The organism is Streptomyces sp. NPDC059866, from assembly GCF_042731325.1.
In the GTDB taxonomy this organism is placed as follows: domain Bacteria; phylum Actinomycetota; class Actinomycetes; order Streptomycetales; family Streptomycetaceae; genus Streptomyces; species Streptomyces flavusporus.
On record NZ_JBHWJT010000003.1, the window covers coordinates 34,924 to 56,336 of the forward strand.

General features: G+C 71.4%; 19 protein-coding genes. 11 read left to right on the top strand and 8 right to left on the bottom strand.

Annotated features, from left to right (window positions below; genetic code table 11):
* Window positions 1–466 precede the first annotated feature (466 nt).
* Both ACFV7R_RS04575 and ACFV7R_RS04580 read left to right on the top strand, forming a co-directional pair.
* On the top strand, window positions 467–1,387 hold the full coding sequence (locus tag ACFV7R_RS04575) for an RNA polymerase subunit sigma (RefSeq protein ID WP_385259830.1): 921 nt from the start codon (window positions 467–469) through the stop codon (window positions 1,385–1,387).
* Window positions 1,388–1,543: 156 nt separating this feature from the next.
* Window positions 1,544–2,464: an RNA polymerase sigma-70 factor gene (locus ACFV7R_RS04580; protein WP_385259833.1), complete on the top strand. Its 921-nt coding sequence runs from the start codon at window positions 1,544–1,546 to the stop codon at window positions 2,462–2,464.
* A gap of 23 nt (window positions 2,465–2,487) precedes the next feature.
* Here ACFV7R_RS04580 and ACFV7R_RS04585 read toward each other — a convergent pair whose 3' ends face one another.
* Window positions 2,488–3,159 (bottom strand): phosphotransferase family protein, encoded by a 672-nt coding sequence (locus tag ACFV7R_RS04585; RefSeq protein ID WP_385259834.1) that lies wholly within the window; start codon window positions 3,157–3,159, stop codon window positions 2,488–2,490.
* A 166-nt stretch (window positions 3,160–3,325) separates the two neighbouring features.
* Here ACFV7R_RS04585 and ACFV7R_RS04590 point away from each other — a divergent pair, with 166 nt between their 5' ends.
* Both ACFV7R_RS04590 and ACFV7R_RS04595 read left to right on the top strand, forming a co-directional pair.
* Window positions 3,326–3,781, top strand: coding sequence for an SsgA family sporulation/cell division regulator (locus ACFV7R_RS04590; protein WP_385259835.1), 456 nt, complete (start codon window positions 3,326–3,328; stop codon window positions 3,779–3,781).
* A gap of 218 nt (window positions 3,782–3,999) precedes the next feature.
* Entirely contained in the window at window positions 4,000–6,717 is a 2,718-nt protein-coding gene (locus ACFV7R_RS04595; protein ID WP_385259837.1) for an AAA family ATPase, read from the top strand.
* 104 nt (window positions 6,718–6,821) lie between these two features.
* On the opposite strand, the gene ACFV7R_RS04600 is transcribed toward ACFV7R_RS04595, so the two are convergent.
* Window positions 6,822–7,448 (bottom strand): dihydrofolate reductase family protein, encoded by a 627-nt coding sequence (locus tag ACFV7R_RS04600; RefSeq protein ID WP_385259840.1) that lies wholly within the window; start codon window positions 7,446–7,448, stop codon window positions 6,822–6,824.
* A gap of 162 nt (window positions 7,449–7,610) precedes the next feature.
* On the opposite strand from ACFV7R_RS04600, the gene ACFV7R_RS04605 reads away from it, so the two are divergent.
* Window positions 7,611–8,354 (top strand): SDR family oxidoreductase, encoded by a 744-nt coding sequence (locus tag ACFV7R_RS04605; protein ID WP_385259842.1) that lies wholly within the window; start codon window positions 7,611–7,613, stop codon window positions 8,352–8,354.
* 50 nt (window positions 8,355–8,404) lie between these two features.
* Here the strand turns inward: ACFV7R_RS04605 and alc are convergent, their stop codons facing one another.
* The gene (gene alc, locus ACFV7R_RS04610; protein WP_385259845.1) at window positions 8,405–9,535 is read right to left on the bottom strand and encodes an allantoicase; all 1,131 of its coding nucleotides are present in this window, start codon (window positions 9,533–9,535) and stop codon (window positions 8,405–8,407) included.
* A 32-nt stretch (window positions 9,536–9,567) separates the two neighbouring features.
* On the bottom strand, window positions 9,568–10,902 hold the full coding sequence (allB, locus tag ACFV7R_RS04615; protein ID WP_385259848.1) for an allantoinase AllB: 1,335 nt from the start codon (window positions 10,900–10,902) through the stop codon (window positions 9,568–9,570).
* A 259-nt stretch (window positions 10,903–11,161) separates the two neighbouring features.
* Here allB and ACFV7R_RS04620 point away from each other — a divergent pair, with 259 nt between their 5' ends.
* Window positions 11,162–11,956 (top strand): IclR family transcriptional regulator, encoded by a 795-nt coding sequence (locus ACFV7R_RS04620; protein WP_385259850.1) that lies wholly within the window; start codon window positions 11,162–11,164, stop codon window positions 11,954–11,956.
* Window positions 11,957–11,975: 19 nt separating this feature from the next.
* Here the strand turns inward: ACFV7R_RS04620 and ACFV7R_RS04625 are convergent, their stop codons facing one another.
* A complete protein-coding gene (locus ACFV7R_RS04625; RefSeq protein ID WP_129801416.1) occupies window positions 11,976–12,290 on the bottom strand; it encodes a DUF5955 family protein in 315 nt (104 codons plus the stop codon).
* 187 nt (window positions 12,291–12,477) lie between these two features.
* Here ACFV7R_RS04625 and ACFV7R_RS04630 point away from each other — a divergent pair, with 187 nt between their 5' ends.
* Together ACFV7R_RS04630 and aceB are read left to right on the top strand one after the other, a co-directional pair.
* A complete protein-coding gene (locus ACFV7R_RS04630; RefSeq protein WP_385259853.1) occupies window positions 12,478–13,080 on the top strand; it encodes an NTP transferase domain-containing protein in 603 nt (200 codons plus the stop codon).
* Window positions 13,081–13,301: 221 nt separating this feature from the next.
* Entirely contained in the window at window positions 13,302–14,927 is a 1,626-nt protein-coding gene (gene aceB / locus ACFV7R_RS04635; RefSeq protein WP_385259855.1) for a malate synthase A, read from the top strand.
* 10 nt (window positions 14,928–14,937) lie between these two features.
* On the opposite strand, the gene ACFV7R_RS04640 is transcribed toward aceB, so the two are convergent.
* The 3 genes from ACFV7R_RS04640 to ACFV7R_RS04650 are packed head-to-tail and all read right to left on the bottom strand — an operon-like array spanning window position 14,938 to window position 17,681.
* Window positions 14,938–15,213 carry a SelT/SelW/SelH family protein gene (locus tag ACFV7R_RS04640; protein WP_129801419.1) on the bottom strand — a complete coding sequence of 92 codons (276 nt, stop codon included), beginning with the start codon at window positions 15,211–15,213 and terminating at the stop codon, window positions 14,938–14,940.
* Entirely contained in the window at window positions 15,210–16,124 is a 915-nt protein-coding gene (locus ACFV7R_RS04645) for a HipA family kinase (protein WP_385259858.1), read from the bottom strand. The genes ACFV7R_RS04640 and ACFV7R_RS04645 overlap by 4 nt, the downstream gene beginning before the upstream one ends.
* A gap of 42 nt (window positions 16,125–16,166) precedes the next feature.
* The gene (locus tag ACFV7R_RS04650; protein WP_385259861.1) at window positions 16,167–17,681 is read right to left on the bottom strand and encodes an IucA/IucC family protein; all 1,515 of its coding nucleotides are present in this window, start codon (window positions 17,679–17,681) and stop codon (window positions 16,167–16,169) included.
* A 103-nt stretch (window positions 17,682–17,784) separates the two neighbouring features.
* Between ACFV7R_RS04650 and ACFV7R_RS04655 the strand changes: the two genes are divergently transcribed.
* Genes ACFV7R_RS04655 through ACFV7R_RS04665 form a run of 3 tightly spaced genes read left to right on the top strand, consistent with a single transcriptional unit; the run spans window position 17,785 to window position 21,386 of the window.
* The gene (locus ACFV7R_RS04655; RefSeq protein WP_385259862.1) at window positions 17,785–19,278 is read left to right on the top strand and encodes an IucA/IucC family protein; all 1,494 of its coding nucleotides are present in this window, start codon (window positions 17,785–17,787) and stop codon (window positions 19,276–19,278) included.
* A 45-nt stretch (window positions 19,279–19,323) separates the two neighbouring features.
* A complete protein-coding gene (locus ACFV7R_RS04660) occupies window positions 19,324–20,595 on the top strand; it encodes a VWA domain-containing protein (protein ID WP_385259864.1) in 1,272 nt (423 codons plus the stop codon).
* Complete coding sequence (locus ACFV7R_RS04665; RefSeq protein ID WP_385259866.1) at window positions 20,595–21,386, top strand: hypothetical protein; 792 nt, start codon at window positions 20,595–20,597, stop codon at window positions 21,384–21,386. Before ACFV7R_RS04660 ends, ACFV7R_RS04665 begins: the two co-directional genes overlap by 1 nt.
* The last annotated feature ends 27 nt before the right edge of the window (window positions 21,387–21,413 follow it).

Below are 21,413 nucleotides of genomic sequence, written 5' to 3' on the forward strand. Positions count from 1 at the left end.
GTCCGAAGTGACCTCACTTCGGACAGCGCACGGCCCTGTGTGTGGAGGCCAGGAAGCGCGCCTGGTCAGGACGGGAACCACCGCTCCTCCCTCGCCTTGATGGTGTGACACGCTGCGTCGTACGGCCACCTGTCACGGGCATGGTGTGTGACGGTGTGGCCGGGCTGAGGCTGCACACGGTGTGTCGGTCGCAGGTGCCGCCCCTGGACCTTCTGCCGTATCCGCCGGGTATGCGACTTCCATGGCGAGGTGCGGCCCTGCCGCGCGTGGGCGGGGTCCAGGGGCCGCCGCCGCGGTCCTGGCCGGGCCGATGTCACAGGATCCACGTCTGTCCGGTCTGAGTTGTCGAGCGGACGAATAAGGAGAGCCGCGGCACCAGATCTGCTGAGGCCCCTCTCGAACTTCGATGAGACCGATCGCCCTGGTGGTTGTGGTGTGTGGTGGTGTGAGAGAGGGAGGATGCCGTATGGACCGTGGCGATGACGCGGTACCGATCGCGGAGCTGCTCGACGAGCGGCGGCACCTGCTCGATGTCGCCTACTGGATGCTGGGCAACAGTGTGGAGGCCGAGAGTGTCATAGACGCGACCTACCGGCGCTGGTACGCCCTGTCCGACCCGGTGCGCGCCCGGATCACGACGCCGCGCTCCTGGCTGGCGAAAGTGGCCGGCAGTATCTGCCTGGCCCGCCTGACCCTGCCCGACCGCACCGGCCAGGATCACCCGACCCGCACCGCACCGCAGGCCGCCGAAATCCCCGAGACGCTGGAGCAACAGATCAGCGGGGTGTTGCTGGACGCGCTGGATGCCCTGCCTCCCGCCGAGCGGGCGGCGTTCGTCCTCAACGACGTCTTCGGCATGGCCCCGGGCGCGGTCGCCGACATCGTGCGCCAGAGCGAACCGGAATGCGCCGAACTGGCCGACCGCGCCCGTCGCAGCCTGCGCGCCCGCCGCGCACGGCCCACCCCACCCCAGCAGCACGACGCCCTGGCCCGCGCCCTCCACCAGGCCTGCACCACCCAGGACGAAGCCCTCCTGGCCTCACTGCTCGCCCCCGACGCCACGGCCTTCTTCGACGGCGGCGGCAAGGTCAGGGCCCTGGTCAAACCCGTCCACGGCAACATCCCCGTCGCCCGCAGCCTGCTCACCCTCCTCACCCGCCACCCCCGCACCACCCTCGACACCCACTCCGTCAACGGACGCACTGGCCTCCTCGTACGGTACGACCACCAAGTCGTCGCCATCATCAGCCTCGACATCGCGGGCCCTCACATCGTCCAGGTCTGGATCATCCTCAATCCCGACAAACTCCGCGCCTGGAACCAACCCAGCGCTCCTCCCGGCCCGCCGAGGCCGCACAACGACTCGCCCGGGCAACCCGGGGACTGAGGCCACCAGCAGCGGCGCTTCCGCCACGAACGGGCCGACCGAACGCGGGGCGGCAATTCGGTACGGCAAACCTGTCACAGAGCGGGGATCCACCCGGTCAATGAAGCGGACGCGATCGGAACAGCTGTTACTCGGAGGAACGGAGACAGCAGGATCATGGATCTCGAGTCATCCCCCGCGGAAAGCACCCTGGACGATGCCGTGGCTGTCTTCGTGGAGCTCCGTCCACGCCTTTTCGGCATCGCATACCGTGTGCTGGGAAGCGCGGTCGAGGCTGAAGACGTGGTTCAGGAAGTCTGGCTGCGCTGGCAGAGAACCGACCGCTCGGTGGTGGTCAGCCCTGTGGCCTTTCTGTCGAGTACGACCACCAGGCTGGCCATCAACGTGGCTCAGTCGGCCCGTGTACGCCGCGAAACCTACATCGGCCCGTGGCTTCCCGAACCCGTGGACACGAGCACCGATCCCGAGCTGGGCGCCGAGCGGGCCGAAGCCCTGGAATTTGCGCTGCTCCTCGTACTGGAAAAGCTGACTCCCACGGAGCGGGCCGCATACGTGCTACGGGAGGCGTTCGACTACGCCTATGCCGAGATCGCGGAAATGCTCCAGCTCAGTCTCGTCAACGTCCGGAAGATCGTGAGCCGGGCCCGCAAGCATCTCGCGGCCGACCAGCGGGAGACCGTGGACACGGCGGTGCACCGACAACTTCTCGAAGCCTTCGTCTCGGCAGCGCAGACGGGGAATGTCGCCTCACTGGAGGCCCTCCTCACACCGGATGCCGTCAGCCTGTCCGACGGCAACGGCATCCGGGGCGCCGCTCGCGTCCCCGTTCTGGGCCGCGCACGCGTGGCGAACCTGGCAACGGCCACTCGGCGGTTCTGGGGCGTGGCGGACGTCCGCCCCGTGGAGGCCAACGGACGCAGCGGCGTGCTGCTCTACCGGGACGGCCGGCCCGCGACCTTCATGACGATAGCGGCCTCCCAGGAAGGCGTTCACCAGGTGATGTGGGTGTTCAACCCGAGCAAGATCGCCGCGTTCATCGACTCGCGTACCCGCCACACCACAGTGCGCGGCGCCTGATCACGAGCTGTGGCCACACGGCCTTACGCCTGCCAGCCTGCTGTCGCAGTAGCGCGCTTCTGCCACTGTCTCACGCCCGGACCATTCGGCTCCCACCGGTCGCAGAACTGCCGCAGCGCCTCGCATCTGGTCAGCATGGCGGCCCTGCGGACCGGCCAGGGCGGCACCTCCCCACCGTAGGCCCGGAAGAAGTGGCCGAGTGCATGGCGTGACTCGGGGTGGTGCATCCGCACGATCCACTCGCACCATGCCAGGTCCTCGACCGGATCCCCGAGGTGCGCGAACTCCCAGTCGACCACTGCGGTGACCTCGAAGGTGTCGGGATCGAGCAGCACGTTGTGGGGGCCGAAGTCACCGTGCACGAGCACCTTGCCCGCCCTGTGCGCGCCCACCGTCAGCACGCTCGGTGCGGTTCCGTGGATGCGGCGCAACAGCTTCCCGCAGCTCGCGAGGACCGCCGCAGGTTGACCGGCGTCCAGGAGTTCCTGGCCGGGCACGCCGGCCACGAAGCCGAGCGTAAGGGTGGCCGCGGTCGCTGCGTGTACCGGCGGCACGGGCAACCGGCCCCGGAGCCTGGTCAGCAGTGCGTGTTCGCGACGGAGCCTGAGTTCGGCATCGGGACCTTCATAGGTCTTCTCCACGAGGGCACCGTCGCCGACGGTGCGGTTGGTGTAGCCGTGCTTCAGCGGACGCATCCGCCGATCATCGGCCACAGGCAGCACTTCGGCTACGCGCTGCCGCCCATAGTCACTTGACTGATGCTTCAGGTCTCAACCGGCCCCCAGACTTCTGGCGACCCGATGTACCGGTCGGACACCGATCAGTAACCCTCGGGGCAGGAAGCGGGGAAGGGATGAATCGATGACCAGGAAAGCAGAAGCTGTCCACGGGGGGTGGGTGGACAACCAACCCGAGCTTGTGACGTGCCGGACGGTCGTGCGGCTCATCAGAGGGCAGAGGTATCTGCCGGTCGTAACAGAATTCCACTACGACAGCGTCGACCCGTATTCAGTGTGCGTGATATTCAATGCGCACACCGATATGACCGTCGAGTGGAGATTCGGGCGCGAGCTCCTGTTGTCCGGCCAGAAGCAGCTCAGTGGTGCCGGCGACGTCCAGATCTGGCCTTCCGAAATCCACGGTTCCGGCGTGGTATTCATCTCGTTGCGCTCGGGTGCAGAAATGGACGTTGTGGCCGCGCCGGCAAAGGTGATCGACGCGTTCCTCGAGCGCATCCTGGAACTTGTACCTCTGGGGGAAGAAGAACGTCACTTGGGTATCGACAGCCCTGTCAGTCAGCTGCTGGACGAAATATGACGTGACCATCTGTGTGACTCCGTGTCGTGCACGATCACTCGCCGTGCGACGAGTCGTCGTGCACCGCTCACCCGATGGCGAACACCCATCTGCTGCGAGAAATCGCCGGACGGGTAGCATGTGGCGCGAAGTAAGCCGTTTCAGAGGAACCTCCACATGCTCAGCCCACTGCCCATCGTGCCGACGACCGGACACCCGGCGAGGCCCGCACCCGCGCGATGATCGGCCGTGATGAGGAGCTGCGCAGCCTGCGCGGTCTGCTGACGGACGCGGCGGCCGGGCAGGGCGGCGCGCTGTTGGTCCACGGCACCGCCGGTGTCGGAAAGTCGGCTCTGTTGCGCACGGTCGGCGCCGAGGCGGCCGACAGCGGTTTCAGGGTGTTGCGCACATCCGGGGTGGAGACCGAGCAGTGGCTGCCGTTCGCCGCACTGCAGCTGCTGCTGCAACCGGCCGCCGACGGTATCGAGAACCTGCCGGAGCCGCAGCGGGAGGCGCTGACCGACGCGTTCAGCGCCACGGAGACCGAGCCCCAGGCATTCCGGGTCGGACTGGCCGTACTCGAACTGCTCGCCGACGCAGCCGACCAGCAGCCACTCCTGCTGCTGCTCGACGATCTGCAGTGGTTCGATTCGTCCAGCCGGGACGTGCTGAGGTTCGTCTCCCGGCGCACCCGCGACCTTCCCATCCTGGTCATCGCTGCCGCCCGGATCCACTCCACCGACGAGTTCAGCCTGGGCATGTACCCGGACCTCCATCTGGAACCGCTCGGCCGGGCGGCGGCCGCCGATCTGCTCGATGCCGGCGCGCCCGGCCTGCCCGCGCCGCTGCGAGCGCTCGTCCTGGAGCGTGCCGCAGGTAATCCGCTGGCCCTGGTCGAGCTGCCCAAGGCGGTGCAGGGCATGTCCGCGCAGTGGGACGACCTGCCGCTGACCCAGCGACTGGAGGCCGCGTTCGCCGCGCGTACCGACTCTGCGAGCCGGGAGTGCCGCACCTTCCTCCTGGCCCTGGCCGCCGAGCCGACCGCACCGCTGAGCCGGCTGCTGGAGGTGTCGAGTCGTCTCTGCGGCTCCGCGGTCTCCGTGGACGCGCTGCAGGAGGCGGTCGACGCGGGCCTGGTCACGCTGGTCGGCCGTACCGCCGAGTTCCGGCATCCGCTGATGCGCTCGGCGATCTACACCCGCGCCACGGTCGCCGACCGGCTGGCCACCCACCGCGCCCTCGCAGCGGCGTTGGCGGACACGCCCGGGCTCCAACTCGCCCACGAGGCAGCTGCCACGCTCGGCCCGGACGAGGATCTGGCCGCCCGGCTCGAGCATTTCGCCGACGCGTCGCAGGCCCGGGGCAAGGTGGCGGCGGCCGTCCCGGCCCTGCGCCAGGCGGCCGAGCTTGTGCAGGACGCGCGCCGCCGCACCGGCATCCTGGTCCGGGCAGCCGAGCTGTCCGCCGAGATCAACGACCGCGTCAACGCCCAGATGCTGCTGGACCGTGCCGACATGAGCGTGCTCGGCCCGGTGGAGCAGGCCCGCCTCATGGTGGTGTCCGACAGGACCGCATTCGAACCGGACGAGCCGCACCGACGGATCCAGGACATGGTCACCGCGGCGGCCGGAGCGATGGATGCGGGAGCCGCGGGCATCGCCGAGGACCTGCTGTGGCGGGCCGCCGCACGATGCTTCTTCCAGGACGGCGACGCACAGGTGCGCGCTCAGGCCGCAGCCGAACTCGATCGCTGGAACCCCGATCCGGACGCCCCCCACGTGCTGACGGTACGGGCATACACCGACCCGTACCGACACGGGGCCGACGTGATCGCACGGCTCCGCAGCATCGAGCCGAACCGCCAGGACGGCCGGATCCTGCACTTCCTCGGCAGCGGCGCAATGGTCGTGGGCGAGATCAGCCGCGCCGCCCGGTACCTGTCGCTGGCGGCTGCGTCCTGGCGGTCGCAGGGCAGGCTCGGGCTGCTCGCCCGTTCTCTGGCCGGCAGCTGGCCGCGGGTGTACCTCGGTCAGCTGGACCGGGCTCGAGAGGAGTCCGGCGAGGGGATCGCCCTGGCGGAGGAGACCGGTGAATGGATCGTCTGGCTGGGGGTGAAGGCGACAGCCGGCCTGGTGGCAGCGCTGCGCGGGGAGACCGAGGCCGCGGCGCGGCTGGTCTACGAACTACGCACCCACAGTCTGTTCTCCGGGATGCCGTTCGTCACGGTGATGGCGCAGCAGATCGACGGTCTGCTCGCTCTTTTCGACGGCCGCGCCACCGAGGCGTACGACATTCTCGCGCGCGCGTTCGATCCGGCCGACCCGCACTACCACTCCGTGAGCCGCTGGCTGCTCGCGCCGGACCTGGCGGACGCGGCGGTGGCCGCGGGCACCGTCGAGCAGGCCCGGGGCCTGCTCACCGAACTTCCGGAGCTGGCCGACCGGTTGCCCTCGGAAATGATGGTGGTCGCGCGGGCCTACACCGACGCGGTGCTGGCACCCGACGACACAGCTGAGGAGCGGTACGCCGCGGCGCTCACCGCGCTGCCGGCGGACTGGACGTTGGCGCGTGCCCGGCTGCATCTGCACCACGGCCGCCGGCTGCGCCGGCAGCGCCGCAACGTGGACGCCCGGCACCCGCTGCGACTGGCCCGCGACGAGTTCGAACGGGCCGGCGCGCAGCCCTGGGCGGAGATGGCCCTCGAGCAGCTGCGCGCCGCCGGTGAGTCGAGCGGTCGGCGTCACCCGTACGAGAGCGATCAGCTGTCGGCTCAGGAGATGCAGATAGCCGTGCTGGCGTCGCAGGGGCTGAGCAACCGGGAGATCGGCCAGCGGCTGTTCATCTCGCACCGCACCGTCGGGGCCCATCTGTACCGGATCTATCCACGCCTGGGCATCACCAGCCGGGGCAAGCTCGCCACCGCGCTGGCCGCCCTCCACGAAGAACCCGCGGAATGAGCCGTCGGGCTCCGGCTCGGCGCGGATGATCGCCGCGGGCGGGCGTGGAGTCCGGCGGTGACTCGCACGGGGTTGATCGCCGCACCGGGGCGTATGCCGTCCGACTAGGCGTTTTCCGGGAGTTCGTACGAGCCGTACTCCGGGCGACCCGCCAGGTCGTACGTCTGGATGGACACGCCCGCCGCGGTGATCCGGCCGCCGGTGTGCCGGAAGGCGGTCGGGACGGTTCCCTCCGCGAACAGGCGGCGGCCGGCGCCGAGCACGACCGGGAAGGTCAGCAGGTGGACCGTGTCGATCAGGCCGAGCGCGAGCAGCGACCGGGCCAGCGCTCCGCTGCCGTGCACCTGGAGCTCGCCGTCGGTGCGCTCCTTGAGGTCGGCGACCTCCTTGGCGAGGTCACCGCCGATCACGGTCGTGCCGGCCCAGTCGGGGTCGGTGAGGGTGCTGGAGGCGACGTACTTCGGCAGGGCGTTCAGCGGGCCGGCGATCGGGTCGTCGGGGTCGGTCACCTTCGGCCAGTACGCGGCGAAGATGTCGTAGGTACGGCGGCCGAGGAGGAACGCGCCGACGCGTTCGAAGACCTCGTTGACGAACCGGCCGAAGTCCTCGTCGGCGTACGGAACGGTCCAGCCGCCCTGCTCGAAGCCGTCGCGGGTGTCTTCCTGGGGGCCGCCGGGGGCCTGGTGGACGCCGTCGAGGGTGACGAAGGAGGTGAGGACGAGCTTGCCCATGACGGGTGCCTTCTTCCTGGGTCTGCGTGGGCGGATCCTGCTGTCATCAGGTCGGACCCCACCGGCGCCCGCAACTCATCGGTGAGTCGGAAGTTCCGGCCGTGCGACCTCGGTGTCCGTTCGCCGCCAGCACTCTCGTGGGGCCGTCGGTGGAATGGACGCATGACTTCTCGAGGAATCCTCCATGGCAAGGTTGCCCTGGTGACCGGGGGCAGCCGCGGTATCGGAGCGGCGACGGCGGTGCGGCTGGCGCGTGAGGGCGCCGATGTGGCGATCACCTATGTGCACGGCAAGGAGGCGGCGGACGACGTCGTACGGGCCGTCGAGACGCTGGGGCGCCGGGCCGTGGCTCTGCGGGCGGACTCCGCCGACGCGGACGAGGCTGCGGGAGCGGTGCGGCGGACGGCGGAGGCGCTCGGCGGCCTCGACGTGCTGGTGAACAACGTGGGCGTCGGGCTGCTCGGGCCACTGGACAGCATCGCGCTCGCCGATGTGGACCGAGTGCTGTCCGTGAACGTACGCGGCGTGTTCCTGGCCTCCCAGGCGGCCGCGGCGCGCATGACGGACGGCGGACGGATCATCACCGTCGGCACCTGTATGACCCAGCGGGTGCCGGGGCCCGGCGGGACGCTCTACGCGACCAGCAAGTCGGCGCTGATCGGTCTGACGAAGGCCCTGGCGAGGGAGCTGGGCGGACGCGGGATCACCGCGAACATCGTCCATCCCGGGCCGATCGACACCGACATGAACCCGGCCGACGGCCCGTACGCGGCCGGCCAGGCGGCGATGACCGCGTTGGGACGCTTCGGGACGGCCGAGGAGGTGGCGTCGACGGTCGCCCACCTGGCGGGGGCGTCGTACGTCACCGGAGCCGAGTTCTGCGTCGACGGCGGGCACGCGGCGTGAGCCACGCGGGCGCACCGGTGCGGCCCGGTGCGCCCGCGGGTCGGGTGAGGTCAGCCGCCCAGTTCCTGGTGCCGGGCCGCGAGCCGCGTCGCGCCCTCCTGCGTCAGGGAGCCGAACAGGCGCAGGCGGGAGATGCCTCCGTCCGGGAAGATGTCCACGCGCGCGTGCGTGCCGACGGCGGGCGTGGGCAGGACGAAGCGGTGGTTGGTGTCGGGCTGGAGCCGGGTGCGCGGCAGGATCTGCGTCCACTCGCCGTCCTCGCCGTCCCGTACCGACACCGACGCCCAGCCCGCGCTGTTGCCCTTCAGGTACGCGGTGTCGATCTCGATCGCGCGGATCCGGGACCGGTCGACGAGCCGGTAGCGGATCCAGTCGTTGCCCCGGTCGCGGCGGCGGCGGGTCTCCCAGCCGTCGTCCATCTTGCGGGAGCGGCCCGGCTGGATGGTGTTGGTGGCCGGCGAGTAGAACAGGTTGGAGGCATCCTCGACCTGGCCGCCGTTCTCCAGGGCCACCACGTCGAAGGTGCCCAGCACCGACAGCCACTCGGGGTCCGGGACCACCTCGCCGTACACCCGCAGGCGGGCGATGCCGCCGTCGGGGTGCTGGTTGACGCGCAGGTGGGTGAAGCGCTGCTCCACCGACACGGGGAAACCGTTCGCCGCGTGGCCGCCGACCGGGGTGCGCGGGAGAAGCGTCGTCCACTTCACGTCGTCGGCCAGCAGGTCCTGCGGGGACGGGGAGCCGGGCACCGAGGCGCCCTCGATCGAGACCGCCTGAGGGTAGTTGCCGCGGAAGTGGGCCGTGTCGACCACGATGCCCCGGACGACGCCGGGCGCGCCGAGCCGGACCAGCGCCCAGTCGTGGTCGTCGGGCGCGGGCCAGGGGTGCTCGGCGGAGACGCCGCGGCGGCGTCGGGTCTCCCAGCCGTCCATGATCTTGCCCTTGTGCCCGAAGTGTTCGGGGTCGAACTCGGCGCGCTCGGGCACCAGCAGGTTCTCGCGCTGGGCGAAGAACTCGTCGTTGGCGGCGATGACTCCGGCACCGAGGCGGCGGTCGGCGAGGTTGGCGTACTGGGTGAAGGGGAAGTCGGCGGTGCGGTAGTCCGCGTAGGGGTCGCCGCCGGCGTAGGGATTCGCGTCGCCGGTGAAGGTCGCCAAAGGGAATTGATGCTGCGCCGTCACGGTGATCAGGGCTTCCTTTCGAGAGTGGGGATTCAGGGGGTGCGGGTGAGCAGGCACCCCTTCGGTGCGGTGAACTCGCCGTCCGCCACGATGCGTTCGCCGCGCAGCCAGGTGGACTTCACGACGCCGCTGAGGGTCTTGCCGGCGTACGCCGTGACGCGGTTGCGGTGCTGGAGGGCCGCGGGGTCCACGGTGAAGGTCTCGTCGGGTGCGAGGACGGCGAAGTCGGCGTCCCGGCCGGCCTCGATGGCGCCCTTGTGCCCCAGTCCGACCAGTTCCGCCGTCCGCGTGGACATCCAGCGGACGACGTCCTCCAGGGTGTGCCCGCGCTTGCGGGCCTCGGTCCACACCGCCGCCAGGCTGAGCTGGAGGCCGGAGATGCCGCCCCAGGCGGTGGCGAAGTCGTCGGTCTTGAGGTCGGCGGTCGACGGCGAGTGGTCGGTGACCACGCAGTCGATGGTGCCGTCGGCCAGCGCCTGCCAGAGCAGGTCCTGGTTGGCGGCCTCGCGGATGGGCGGACAGCACTTGAACTCGCTGGCCCCGTCCGGGACTTCCTCGGCCGTCAGGGTCAGGTAGTGGGGGCACGTCTCGACGGTGAGCCGGACGCCCTCGGCGCGGGCCTCGGCGATCAGCGGCAGTGCGTCGCTGGAGGAGAGGTGCAGCACGTGCACGCGCGCGTGGAGGCGCTTGGCCTGCGCGATGAGGTGGGCGATCGCGGTGTCCTCGGCGTCGCGGGGCCGCGAGGCGAGGAAGTGGGCGTACTTCGGTCCGCCCTGCTGCGGGGCGGCGGCGAGATGGTGCGGGTCCTCGGCGTGCACGATCAGCAGGCCGTCGAAGGCGGCGATCTCGGCCAGGGACCGGGCGAGTTGCTCATGGTCGAGGTGGGGGAACTCGTCCACACCGGACGGCGACAGGAAGGCCTTGAAGCCGAAGACGCCGGCGTCGTGCAGCGGGCGGAGGTCCTTGACGTTGCCGGGCAGGGCGCCGCCCCAGAAGCCGACGTCGATGTGGGCCTTGTCGGCGGCGGCCTTCTGTTTCGTACGGAGGTTCTCGACCGTGGTCGTCGGCGGGAGGGAGTTGAGCGGCATGTCGACGAGGGTGGTGATGCCACCGGCCGCCGCCGCGCGCGTGGCGGTCCAGAAGCCCTCCCACTCGGTGCGGCCGGGGTCGTTGACGTGCACGTGGGTGTCGACCAGGCCGGGCAGCAGGACGTGGTCGCCGACATCCTCCACGCGGACGCCCCCGACGGGAGCGTCGTACGGCAGTACGGCTGCGATCCTGCCCCCGGCGACCGCGACCGACGCGGCGCGCGTTCCCTCGGGTGTGATGACGCGCGTCGAGCGCAGCACCAGTTCAGCGTCGGACACCCGGACCCCTCTCTGCCGCCGTTGACTTCCGCGTAACGGAATTCAACTTTCTGTTGAAGGAGTCTTCACCCCCGTTCCTGCGCCGTCAAGGGCACACTTCTCCACGGTGCACCCGACGCCCGCTCTCTGGACGTTTCCACAAAGCGGAATTAGCATTCCAACACGCAGAACGTAGCTACGCACAAGCGGGGAGTCGACCGACTGCCGGGTAGGCTGCTGCCTTTCCCGCCCGTTCTGCCTGTGCCGAAAGGAACGCGCCGTGCCGACGTCCAGCGCCAGCACCACCGACTCCGCCAAGCCCGCAGGCGGCGGCGGTGTCCAGTCCCTCGAGCGCGCCTTCGATCTGCTGGAGCGGATGGCGGACGCGGGCGGTGAGGTCGGCCTGAGCGAGCTCTCCGCGAGCAGCGGGCTGCCGCTGCCCACCATCCACCGCCTCATGCGGACGCTCGTTGCGTGCGGTTACGTCCGCCAGCAGCCCAACCGCCGCTACGCGCTCGGCCCGCGGCTGATCCGCCTCGGCGAGTCCGCCTCCCGGCTGCTCGGCACCTGGGCCCGCCCCTACCTCGCCCGACTGGTCGAGGAGACCGGCGAGACGGCCAACATGGCACTGCTCGACGGCGACGAGATCGTCTATGTGGCCCAGGTGCCGTCCAAGCACTCGATGCGCATGTTCACCGAGGTCGGCCGGCGCGTCCTGCCGCACTCCACGGGCGTCGGCAAGGCGCTGCTCGCCGGTTTCCCGGACGACGAGGTGCGCTCCCTGCTCTCCCGCACCGGGATGCCCGCCGCGACGGAGAAGACGATCATCACGCCGGACGGCTTTCTCGCCGCGCTCGACGACGTGCGCCGCCTCGGCTACGCCGTCGACGACAACGAGCAGGAGATCGGTGTGCGCTGCCTGGCGGTGTCGGTGCCCGACTCCCCCACCGCCGCCGCGATCTCGATCTCGGGCCCGGCGGGGCGGGTGACGGAGGCGGCGACGGACCGGATCGTGCCGGTGCTCCAGCAGGTGGCGACGGAACTGTCCCAGGCGTTGGCGAGTTCCGGCGCCTGAGTCCGCCGACGGGTACGGGTCAGCGGCGCGGCGGCGGGCCGAACAGCTCCACCGCGCTGCGTACGTCCGACAGCCCTCGCGACAGCGCGCTCACGGAGCCGATCGCGCCGGCGATCAGCAGCAGGGAGCGGCGCAGCCGGGGGATCTCGGGGGTGCCGTCGGAGGTCATCGCGGCGAGCGCCGCAAGCTCGTCCTCGGCAACGGCCCGGTCGGGGAACTCGGCAGGGTGCGCGGCGAGTTCGCGACGCAGCCGGGACACGGCGGTCCGCAGTTCCGCCACTCTCGGATCCTCGTCGCTGCCGGTCACTGACCTCTGCCCCAAGCTCCGCAACACAGCTCTCCCCCCTGGCACGCCGTTGTGCGCAGTGATGTCCGATCCCGCCGTGCGGCCCCGTGGCGTTGGGCGGGCGCCGGGGGACGCGGGCCAGTAAACGCCACCCGGTACGGATGCGCCACCGCGGGGACCGAAATTCAGTCCGTGGAGACCGCCGAGTCCACCCGGGGTCAGGTATGCAGGACCCATGACGGATCGCAACGAACAGCCCGTCGCGGGACTGCTCCTCGCCGCGGGCGGTGGACGCCGGCTCGGCGGACGGCCCAAGGCACTGCTCGAACACCGGGGCCGACCGCTGGTCGAACACGCGGTGGCGGTGCTGCGCGCGGCCGGGTGCACCCGCGTGCATGTGGTCCTGGGGGCCGGCGCGGACGCCGTACGGGAGCGGGCGGAGCTGCCCGGCTGTGTGCTCGTGGACAACCCGCGCTGGAAGCAGGGCATGGGCACCTCACTGTGCGCCGGGCTGGACTCGCTCGCCGGGACGACGGCGCGGGCCGCGCTGGTCTCGCTGGTCGACCAGCCCGGCATCGGCCCCGAAGCGGTGGCCCGGGTGCTCGCCGCCCACCGGGGCGAGTCGTCGCTGGCGTCGGCCGCATACGACGGGGTGCGCGGTCACCCGGTCCTCCTGGGCGCCGTCCACTGGGCGGGCATCGCCGCGACTGCGACCGGCGACCGGGGGGCACGCGCCTATCTGAAGGCCCATGAGCAGGAGATCACGCTCGTCGAGTGCGGGGACGTGGCCCGCGCCTTCGACATCGACACCGAGGCCGACCTGGTCCACCTTGAGTGAGCGGGGTGGCACCGAGCGCCACCTTGCCTCGACCCGGAGAATCTCGACATCAACAAACCATTGAACTTCCACCATGAGGAAACTAGTATCCACTGACCAGAAGCGCCCGAGCCGTCCTACGGGCGTCCACCGCCCCCTTCGTGCCCCTGGCACCCGGTGCCACGGCACGGCGGTGATGCACGTGGTTCGCTGAAGTAGCTCGCTGAAGGAAGTGACAGCTCATGTCCGCACCAGCGCCGTCTCCGCTGGCCATCGTCGACGCCGAGCCCCTGCCCCGGCAGGAGGAGGTCCTCACCGACGCGGCGCTCGCCTTCGTGGCCGAGCTGCACCGCCGGTTCACGCCCCGGCGTGACGAACTCCTCGCCCGCCGCGCGGAACGCCGCGCCGAGATCGCCCGCACCTCCACGCTCGACTTCCTCCCGGAGACCGCACAGATCCGCGAGGACCCCACCTGGCGCGTCGCGCCCGCCCCGGCCGCGCTGAACGACCGCCGGGTCGAGATCACCGGCCCCACCGACCGCAAGATGACCATCAACGCCCTGAACTCGGGCGCCAGGGTCTGGCTTGCGGACTTCGAGGACGCATCTGCCCCGACCTGGGAGAACGTCGTCCTCGGCCAGCTCAACCTGATCGACGCCTACACCCGCAGCATCGACTTCACGGACCCGGCGTCGGGCAAGTCGTATGCACTCAAGGCCGATGAGGAGCTGGCGACCGTCGTCATGCGGCCCCGCGGCTGGCACCTGAACGAGCGGCACCTCACCGACCCGGACGGCCGTCCCGTCCCCGGCGCCCTCGTCGACTTCGGCCTGTACTTCTTCCACAACGCCCAGCGCCTGCTCGACCTCGGCAAGGGCCCGTACTTCTACCTCCCGAAGACGGAGTCGCACCTGGAGGCCCGCCTCTGGAACGACGTCTTCGTCTTCGCGCAGGACTACGTCGGCATCCCCCAGGGCACCGTCCGCGCGACCGTCCTGATCGAGACGATCACGGCGGCGTACGAGATGGAGGAGATCCTCTACGAACTCCGCGACCACGCCTCCGGGTTGAACGCCGGCCGCTGGGACTACCTGTTCTCCATCGTCAAGAACTTCCGGGACGGCGGCCCCAGGTTCGTCCTGCCGGACCGCAACGCGGTGACGATGACCGCCCCCTTCATGCGCGCGTACACCGAACTCCTCGTCCGCACCTGCCACAAGCGCGGTGCGCACGCGATCGGCGGCATGGCGGCGTTCATCCCGTCCCGCCGGGACGCCGAGGTCAACAAAGTCGCCTTCGAGAAGGTCCGCGCCGACAAGGACCGCGAGGCGGGTGACGGCTTCGACGGCTCCTGGGTCGCCCACCCCGACCTGGTCCCCCTCGCCATGGAGTCCTTCGACCGGGTGCTCGGCGACAAGCCCCACCAGAAGGACCGCCTGCGCGAGGACGTCGACGTCAAGGCGGAAGACCTCATCGCCATCGACTCCCTCGACGCCAAGCCCAGCTACGCGGGACTGGTCAACGCCGTGCAGGTCGGCATCCGCTACATCGAGGCCTGGCTGCGCGGCCTGGGCGCGGTCGCGATCTTCAACCTCATGGAGGACGCGGCCACCGCGGAGATCTCCCGCTCGCAGATCTGGCAGTGGATCAACGCGGGCGTCGTCCTCGACAACGGCGAGCAGGTCACCGCCGCCCTCGCCCGCAAGGTCGCCGCCGAGGAGCTCGCGAACATCCGCGCCGAGATCGGCGAGGAGGCCTTCACGGCCGGCAACTGGCAGCAGGCCCACGACCTGCTGCTGAAGGTCGCCCTCGACGAGGACTACGCGGACTTCCTGACACTGCCCGCGTACGAGCAGCTCAAGGGCTGAGGCTCACGCGTCACGCCGTTTTGTCCGAGTGGCCCAGGGACTTCTCCGGGGCCACTCGGTCGCGTACGAGCCGCTTGACCGCCGTCGGCTCGGGGAAGCCCTGCTCGCGGCGGTCCCACACCACCTCGTCGTTCACCCGCACGACGAAGACCCCGCCGGTGCCCGGCTTCAGCGACAGCTCGGTCAGCTCGGCCTCGAACGTCGTCAGCAGCTCCTGCGCCAGCCAGGCGGCGCGGGGCAGCCACCGGCACTGGGTGCAGTACTCGATCTGGACTCGGTGGGTCATCCCAGGTGCACCGACCAATCCTGTTCCGCCGCCGGTTTGCCGTGCAGGTCGGGGACCCGCTTGAGCCACTCCGGGCGGCCCTGCTGTGTCCTCGCCGCGCGCAGCGCCTGCTCGGCGGCGAGTTCCTCCCGGGTGGGGAAGTCCGTGGGCAGCCAGGCCTCGGACGCCGCCACGCGCGCGTGCAGATAGTCCACGTACGCGCGGCGCGCCTCGTCGGGCGTCGCGAAGCCGGGCTCGTCCGCCAGCCAGGCGTCCGGCACCTCCGCCAGCACCTCGCGCAGCAGCTCCTCGGTCACCCGGGGCGCCAGTTCGGCGTCGGCGGCCCGTACGTCGGGCCCGTAGTGACCGAGGGCGTGGTGGCGGAAGTCGTACGCCTTGTCGGGCGCGGAGGTGTCCCAGCGGTGGTGGAAGACCAGGGCGGCGCCGTGGTCGATCAGCCACAGGCGTGGGGGTGCGATGCCGAGCGTGGGCCAGACCATCAGGTTGGAGCTGTGCACCGTGCGGTCGACGTTCACGGTGAGCGCGTCGAGCCAGACGATCCGGCCGGCCTCCAGCGGGTCGACCGGGAAGGTCCCGGCGAGCTCCGGCGTGAAGTCCTTCGCGCCCGGCAGGTAGTCCATGCCCAGGTTGACGCCGGCGCTGGCCGAGTGCAGGTTGCGTACCTCCTGGTGCGGCTCGTGATCGGCGATGGCCGGGTCGAAGTGCACCAGGACCAGTTCGGGGAAGCGCAGGCCGAGGGCGCGGGCCAGTTCACCGACGATCACCTCGGCGACCAGCGCCTTGCGGCCCTGTGCGGAGCCGGTGAACTTCACGACGTACGTCCCCAGGTCGTCGGCCTCGACGACTCCGGGCACGGAGCCGCCGGACCTCAGCGGGGTCACGTATCGAACGGCAGTCACGTCGCGCAGCACACCGGCCAGCGTACGGCAGGTGGCTTCCTTGCCGATCGGCAATTACGCGCTGACCAGCGGGTTGGGCAGCGGCCGGTAGCGGGCGGCGGCGCCGTCCGCGCCGGTCCAGCGCAGCAGCAGGTTGGTCTTGGCGGGGAGCGTGGGCGAGGTGAGCAGGCTGCTGACCTCCGGGAGGTCGTGCCGGGACAGTTCGCGGCGGGCGGCCGGCCACGGGTCGAGGCCGGCGTGGCGCTCGGCGAGGGCCTCGGCGAGCTCCACCAGATGGTTGACGACCAGGCAGTACACCAGCCGCTCCCAGCCGGCTGCCCGTGACACGTCCGGCAGCAGCTTCACGCCCTCGGCGTCCCGGAACAGTGCCTGCACCGGGGTGCCGTCGGCGGCGCAGGCGACCAGCGAGTTCTGCAGGTGCGCCTCCAGTACGACGCCATGGTCGGCGAAGGCCGACAGGACCGGGGGCACGACCTGGCGCAGATACGCCTCCCACCAGCCGGCCGGGTCGACCGGACCGTCCAGCGGGCTGCCCGCGAAGCCCTCCACGAGCCCGGCGGCCAGGAACGGGGTCGCGCCGGGCAGGACATGGCTGCGCACTCCGTCACGGACGAGGACGGCGAGCTCCTCGAAGGCGAAGCCGGCGGTGCGGTAGCCGCGGTCGGTCAGCCAGGCCGCCGGGCCGCCCGCGAAGGCCCTGGTCACCGCGGTGTCGATACGGTGCAGCTTCAGCAGGTCGTGCCGCCACAGCCGCCGTACGTCGTTGGTGATCCGCACATCGAGGCTGAACTTCAGGAACAGGTCGCGCTCGGGGGCGTACACCGTGCGGATCGCGGCCGTCGGCCAGGCGGGCCACTCGGTGGTGCCGAGGCGGATCAGACGGCCGTCGGCGAAGGCCGGGGCGAGGTCGCGGGCGGTGAGGTCGAGCTGCCAGGGGTGGGCGGGCAGCAGCCGGTAGCCGGGCGGGGCCTGCCCGAGTGCGTCGAGCGCCGCGGTGTCGCCCTCCTCGACGACGGTGTCCTCGCGCAGCCCGAGCAGGACCAGCGGAAAACGGGCGTGCGCCTCGGGCGCGTACGGCAGCCAGCCGGCCACCGGGCCGCCGCCGCGGGCCTTGGGGGCGGGGTGGTGGGGGTGGCCGGTGACGAGGGACTGCTCGGAGCGCAGATAGGGGTCGTCGGGCGGGGTGGCGCGGGCGCGGGCGGCGAGCAGGGCGGCGACGGCGTTGCGGCTGTCGAGCATCTCCGCGGGCAGCTCGTGGTTGGGCAGACCCGTGTGGCGGTGCAGTTCCTCGGCCACGAGCTTGACGAGTTCGGTGTGGTCGAGGCGATGCCAGCGGCCGGCCGCGTACAGCTCCGGTTCCACGGGCCGCCGCCCGCCGTGCACCCGCAGCAGCCGGTCCACGCCGGGCAGCCGGTGGACCCCCGGCCGGCCCGGAAGCGGCAGCGCCACCTCGCGCAGCAGGCAGTTGAGCAGCGGCGCCGCCGCATACGCGTCGGCCCGGTCGGCGACGTCGTCACGTGCTGGGGCGGCTGCGCCGACGGGCGGGAGGATGGGGTCCACGCGTTCCACTCGTTCCCTACGGTTCATATGTGCGGAGACGATCAGTATCGCTGTCGTCACAGCCCGCCGTGACCGCCCTGTCCGCGCCCGAGCCGTTTCGAGGAGCCCGCCCGTGCACCGTCCCCCCACCGCCGAGGCCGAGGTCGCCGACGAGCTGTCCGTCCTGCGCCCGGACCTCGCCGCGCGGTACGCGGCCGAGCTGCCCGGCGCCCGGGCGGCCGTGCTGACCCGGCTGTGGCGTGCGCTGACTCATGAGCCGCTGCCCTGGGTCGAGGACCGCACCCCCGACCGGGACGGCCTCACCCTGCGCCTTCGGGACGGCCGCCGGCTGCACGGACCGGCCCCGGATCCGTACGCGACCGCCGCGTACGTCACCGCCGTACGGCTGGACGACGTGACGTACGAGCGTCCGGCACGGCTGATGACGGACCTCGCGGTACCGCACGGCGCGGACCTCGTGGCCGAACTCGACCACAGTGCCGCGTCGTTGGCGCTGTCGCGGGCCGGGCGGCCCTCGCACCCGAAAGAGTGGCCCGCGAGTGACTGGGAGTGGGAGCAGCGGGTGGTGGACGGTCATCCGTTCCATCCCAACTGCCGTTCCCGGCCGGGTTTCTCGGTGGCCGAGCAGCTCGCCTACGCGCCCGAGCACGGGCCGCACGTGGGGCTGGGTCTGGTGCCGGTCCCGGCTCAGGCGTGCCTGGTCACCGGTGAGTGGCCGGACGCCCTGCGGGACGGGCGACGGGTGCTGGTCCCGGTGCACCCGTGGCAGGCGGCACATGTGCTGAAGCGGCCGTGCGAGGCACGGCTCACCGGACACCCGCTGATGTCGCTGCGCACGCTCGCCCTGGACGGCGGACCGCACGTCAAGACCGCGCTGAGCGCCCGCCTGACGTCCTCGGTGCGGGACATCTCGGTCGGGTCGATCGCCGCCTCCATGACGCTGTCCGCGTTCGCCAAGGACATGGCGGCGCACGCGGACGGCCTGCTGCACGTCACCCGCACGCTCGGCGCGGTCACGGACGGGTCGCCCGATCTCGGGGCCGTCCTGCGCGAGTCGCCGCAGGAGTACGCCGGGCCGGGCGAGCAGGTGCTGCCGGTGGCCGCCCTGGCGACCACCGAGCTGCCGGAATCCGCCGCCTGGCTCGGCGAGTTCACCCGGCTGGCCGTCACGGTCGGGCTGCGGCTGCTGGAGCTGGGCATGGCCCTGGAGGCGCACGGCCAGAACCTCCTGGTCGTCCTGTCCGCGACGGGCGCCCCGCTGCGGCTGGTGTACCGCGACCTCGCCGACATCCGGGTCAGCCCGGCCCGGCTGGCCCGGCACGGCATCCCGGTCCCGGAACTGCCCGCCCGGATCCTCACGGACGACGTGCCGGCCCTGCGCCGCAAGCTGTTCGGGTCGCTGGTGGCGGGCGCGCTGGCCGGGACGGCGGGGTCCGGGCCAGCCCTGCGGGCCGCGCTGGAGACCGCCGTACGGGATCTGCCGCGCACCCCGGATCTCGTCGCACTGTGCGAGGAACCCCTGCCCGCGAAGGCGTTGACTCTGATGCGGCTGTCGCCGGGCCTGCCCGGCGACCAGTGGGCCGAGCTGCCCAATCCCCTTCTGTGATCTTCCGTTTTGGTGCGGGACACCACTGCTCCATAAGATCCGCCGATGATCACAAGACAACGGCGGGCGGCAGGAGTCTGCGTCCTGTTCGCCGCGCTGACGGCCGGGATCGCTCTCCCGACCGCGGCGCTCGCCGACGAGACCACGGCCGCCGCGCCCAAGGTCAACCTGGTACTGGACGTCAGCGGTTCGATGCGGGAGCGGGACATCGACGGGCAGTCGCGGATGGCCGCGGCGAAGCAGGCGTTCAACGAGGTGCTGGACGCCACGCCCGAGGACGTACAGCTCGGCATCCGCACGCTCGGCGCCAACTATCCGGGCGACAACCAGAAGACGGGCTGCAAGGACACCGCGCAGCTCTACCCGGTCGGCCCGCTGGACCGCACCGAGGCCAAGGCGGCCGTGGCCACCCTGGCGCCGACCGGGTGGACCCCGATCGGGCCGGCGCTGCTGAAGGCGGCCGACGACCTCGACGGCGGAACCGGCTCCAAGCGCATCGTGCTGATCAGCGACGGCGAGGACACCTGCGCCCCGCTCGACCCGTGCGAGGTGGCCCGCGAGATCGCGGCCAAGGGCATCGGTCTCACCATCGACACCCTGGGCCTGGTGCCCAACACCAAGATGCGGCAGCAGCTCAGCTGCATCGCCGAGGCGACCGGCGGCACGTACACCTCGGTGGAGCACGCCGACGAACTCACCGACCGGGTCAACCAGTTGGTGGACCGCGCCGCCGATCCGGTGGTGACGCCGGTGGCGATGGAGGGCGCCGCGGAATGCGCGAAGGCGCCGGCGCTGGAGTCCGGCCTGTACACCGACCGCGCGGAGTTCGGGCAGCAGCGCTGGTACCGGGTGGACGTACTGCCGGGCCGGGAGCTGCGTGCCTCGGTGAGCCTGTCGGCGGACCGGGACGTGAATCCCGGCTACGGGGTGCTGTTGCGTGCGGTCACGGTGCACGGCCGGGAGATCGTGCGCGGCGAGGCGGCGGGCAACGGCCGTACGGATGTGATCTCGACAGGACTTCGCTACCCGAAGGGGGAGGGCGACGACGATGACGCCGACAAGCCCGCCGCCGAGACCGTGTGCCTCCAGGTCACCCACTCCTTCTCGGCGGCCGTCGGCGTCAAGACCACGCCGGGTCTGCCGCTGGAGCTGACGATCGACGTGGTGGACGAACCGTCGCCGTCGAGCGACGTGGCCGCCTTCGGCCTCGGGCGCGGCTGGTGGCTGCTCGGCATCCTGGTGCTGACCGGCTTCGCCGGGGGTCTGCTGTGGGGCTGGCTGTCGCGCTGGCGGGTCGCGGTCTGGAGGACCAACTGATGCGTACTACGAGGATGTTGGGTGCGAAGATGTGGGGCGCAGCCCTGCTGACGCTCGGGCTGGCCGCGGGCCCCGCGGTGGCCGATGCCACGCCGTCCCCTTCGGGCGAGAGCTCGGCCCCGACCGAGGCGGGCACGTCGTTCCGTACGGCGACCGAGGTCGACCAGGGCCAGACCGCGACGGCGAACGCCTCAGCAGGCGACTACCTGTACTGGTCGTTCCCAGCGGACGCCGGACAGCGCCCGACCGTCAAGGCCACGGTGAAACTGCCGGACACGCACGCCGCCGAGACCTGGCAGATCGACGTGTACGACGGGCTGCGCCGCCGCCAGGCCTGCCAGTACGGCCCACAGACGCGCACCGCCGCATCGGGGGCGGCCTCCGTCGATCTGGCGTGCACGCTGCGCACGATCCGCGCCTGGTCCGAGCCGTGGGCCAACGACCCGCTGCCGGGCACGTACTACATCCGCCTCACCGCGGTGGGCCTGCCCACGTCCGACCTGGGTCTGCCGGTGAGCGCCGAGGTGCGGGTGGACGCCAAGGACATAGGCGGGTCGGCGGCGGTGGACGGCTCGCTGGCCGAGCCGCTGGTGCCCGGGGCCGCCGCCCGGTCCGAGGAGGATGCGTCGGCGTCGGCCGTTCTGTCGAGCATCGAGCCGGAGGACGGCTGGGCGTCGGGCTGGTGGTCCGACCGGTGGGTGTGGACGGCGGTGGGCGGTGCGCTGGCCGCGCTCGCGGGCGTCGGCGGGTATGCGCTGACGCGCGGGTCGGGGCGGCCGCCGAGGGTCTGACCCATGACGTCGAGGCCCGCTGCACCC

What these genes read in the sequence shown, in the direction of transcription:
- ACFV7R_RS04575 (WP_385259830.1), top strand. Translation starts at nt 467, where the DNA reads ATGGACCGTGGCGATGACGCGGTACCGATCGCGGAGCTGCTCGACGAG.
- ACFV7R_RS04580 (WP_385259833.1), top strand. Translation starts at nt 1,544, where the DNA reads ATGGATCTCGAGTCATCCCCCGCGGAAAGCACCCTGGACGATGCCGTG.
- ACFV7R_RS04585 (WP_385259834.1), bottom strand. Translation starts at nt 3,159, where the DNA reads ATGCGTCCGCTGAAGCACGGCTACACCAACCGCACCGTCGGCGACGGT.
- ACFV7R_RS04590 (WP_385259835.1), top strand. Translation starts at nt 3,326, where the DNA reads ATGACCAGGAAAGCAGAAGCTGTCCACGGGGGGTGGGTGGACAACCAA.
- ACFV7R_RS04595 (WP_385259837.1), top strand. Translation starts at nt 4,000, where the DNA reads ATGATCGGCCGTGATGAGGAGCTGCGCAGCCTGCGCGGTCTGCTGACG.
- ACFV7R_RS04600 (WP_385259840.1), bottom strand. Translation starts at nt 7,448, where the DNA reads ATGGGCAAGCTCGTCCTCACCTCCTTCGTCACCCTCGACGGCGTCCAC.
- ACFV7R_RS04605 (WP_385259842.1), top strand. Translation starts at nt 7,611, where the DNA reads ATGACTTCTCGAGGAATCCTCCATGGCAAGGTTGCCCTGGTGACCGGG.
- ACFV7R_RS04630 (WP_385259853.1), top strand. Translation starts at nt 12,478, where the DNA reads ATGACGGATCGCAACGAACAGCCCGTCGCGGGACTGCTCCTCGCCGCG.
- aceB (WP_385259855.1), top strand. Translation starts at nt 13,302, where the DNA reads ATGTCCGCACCAGCGCCGTCTCCGCTGGCCATCGTCGACGCCGAGCCC.
- ACFV7R_RS04640 (WP_129801419.1), bottom strand. Translation starts at nt 15,213, where the DNA reads ATGACCCACCGAGTCCAGATCGAGTACTGCACCCAGTGCCGGTGGCTG.
- ACFV7R_RS04660 (WP_385259864.1), top strand. Translation starts at nt 19,324, where the DNA reads ATGATCACAAGACAACGGCGGGCGGCAGGAGTCTGCGTCCTGTTCGCC.
- ACFV7R_RS04665 (WP_385259866.1), top strand. Translation starts at nt 20,595, where the DNA reads ATGCGTACTACGAGGATGTTGGGTGCGAAGATGTGGGGCGCAGCCCTG.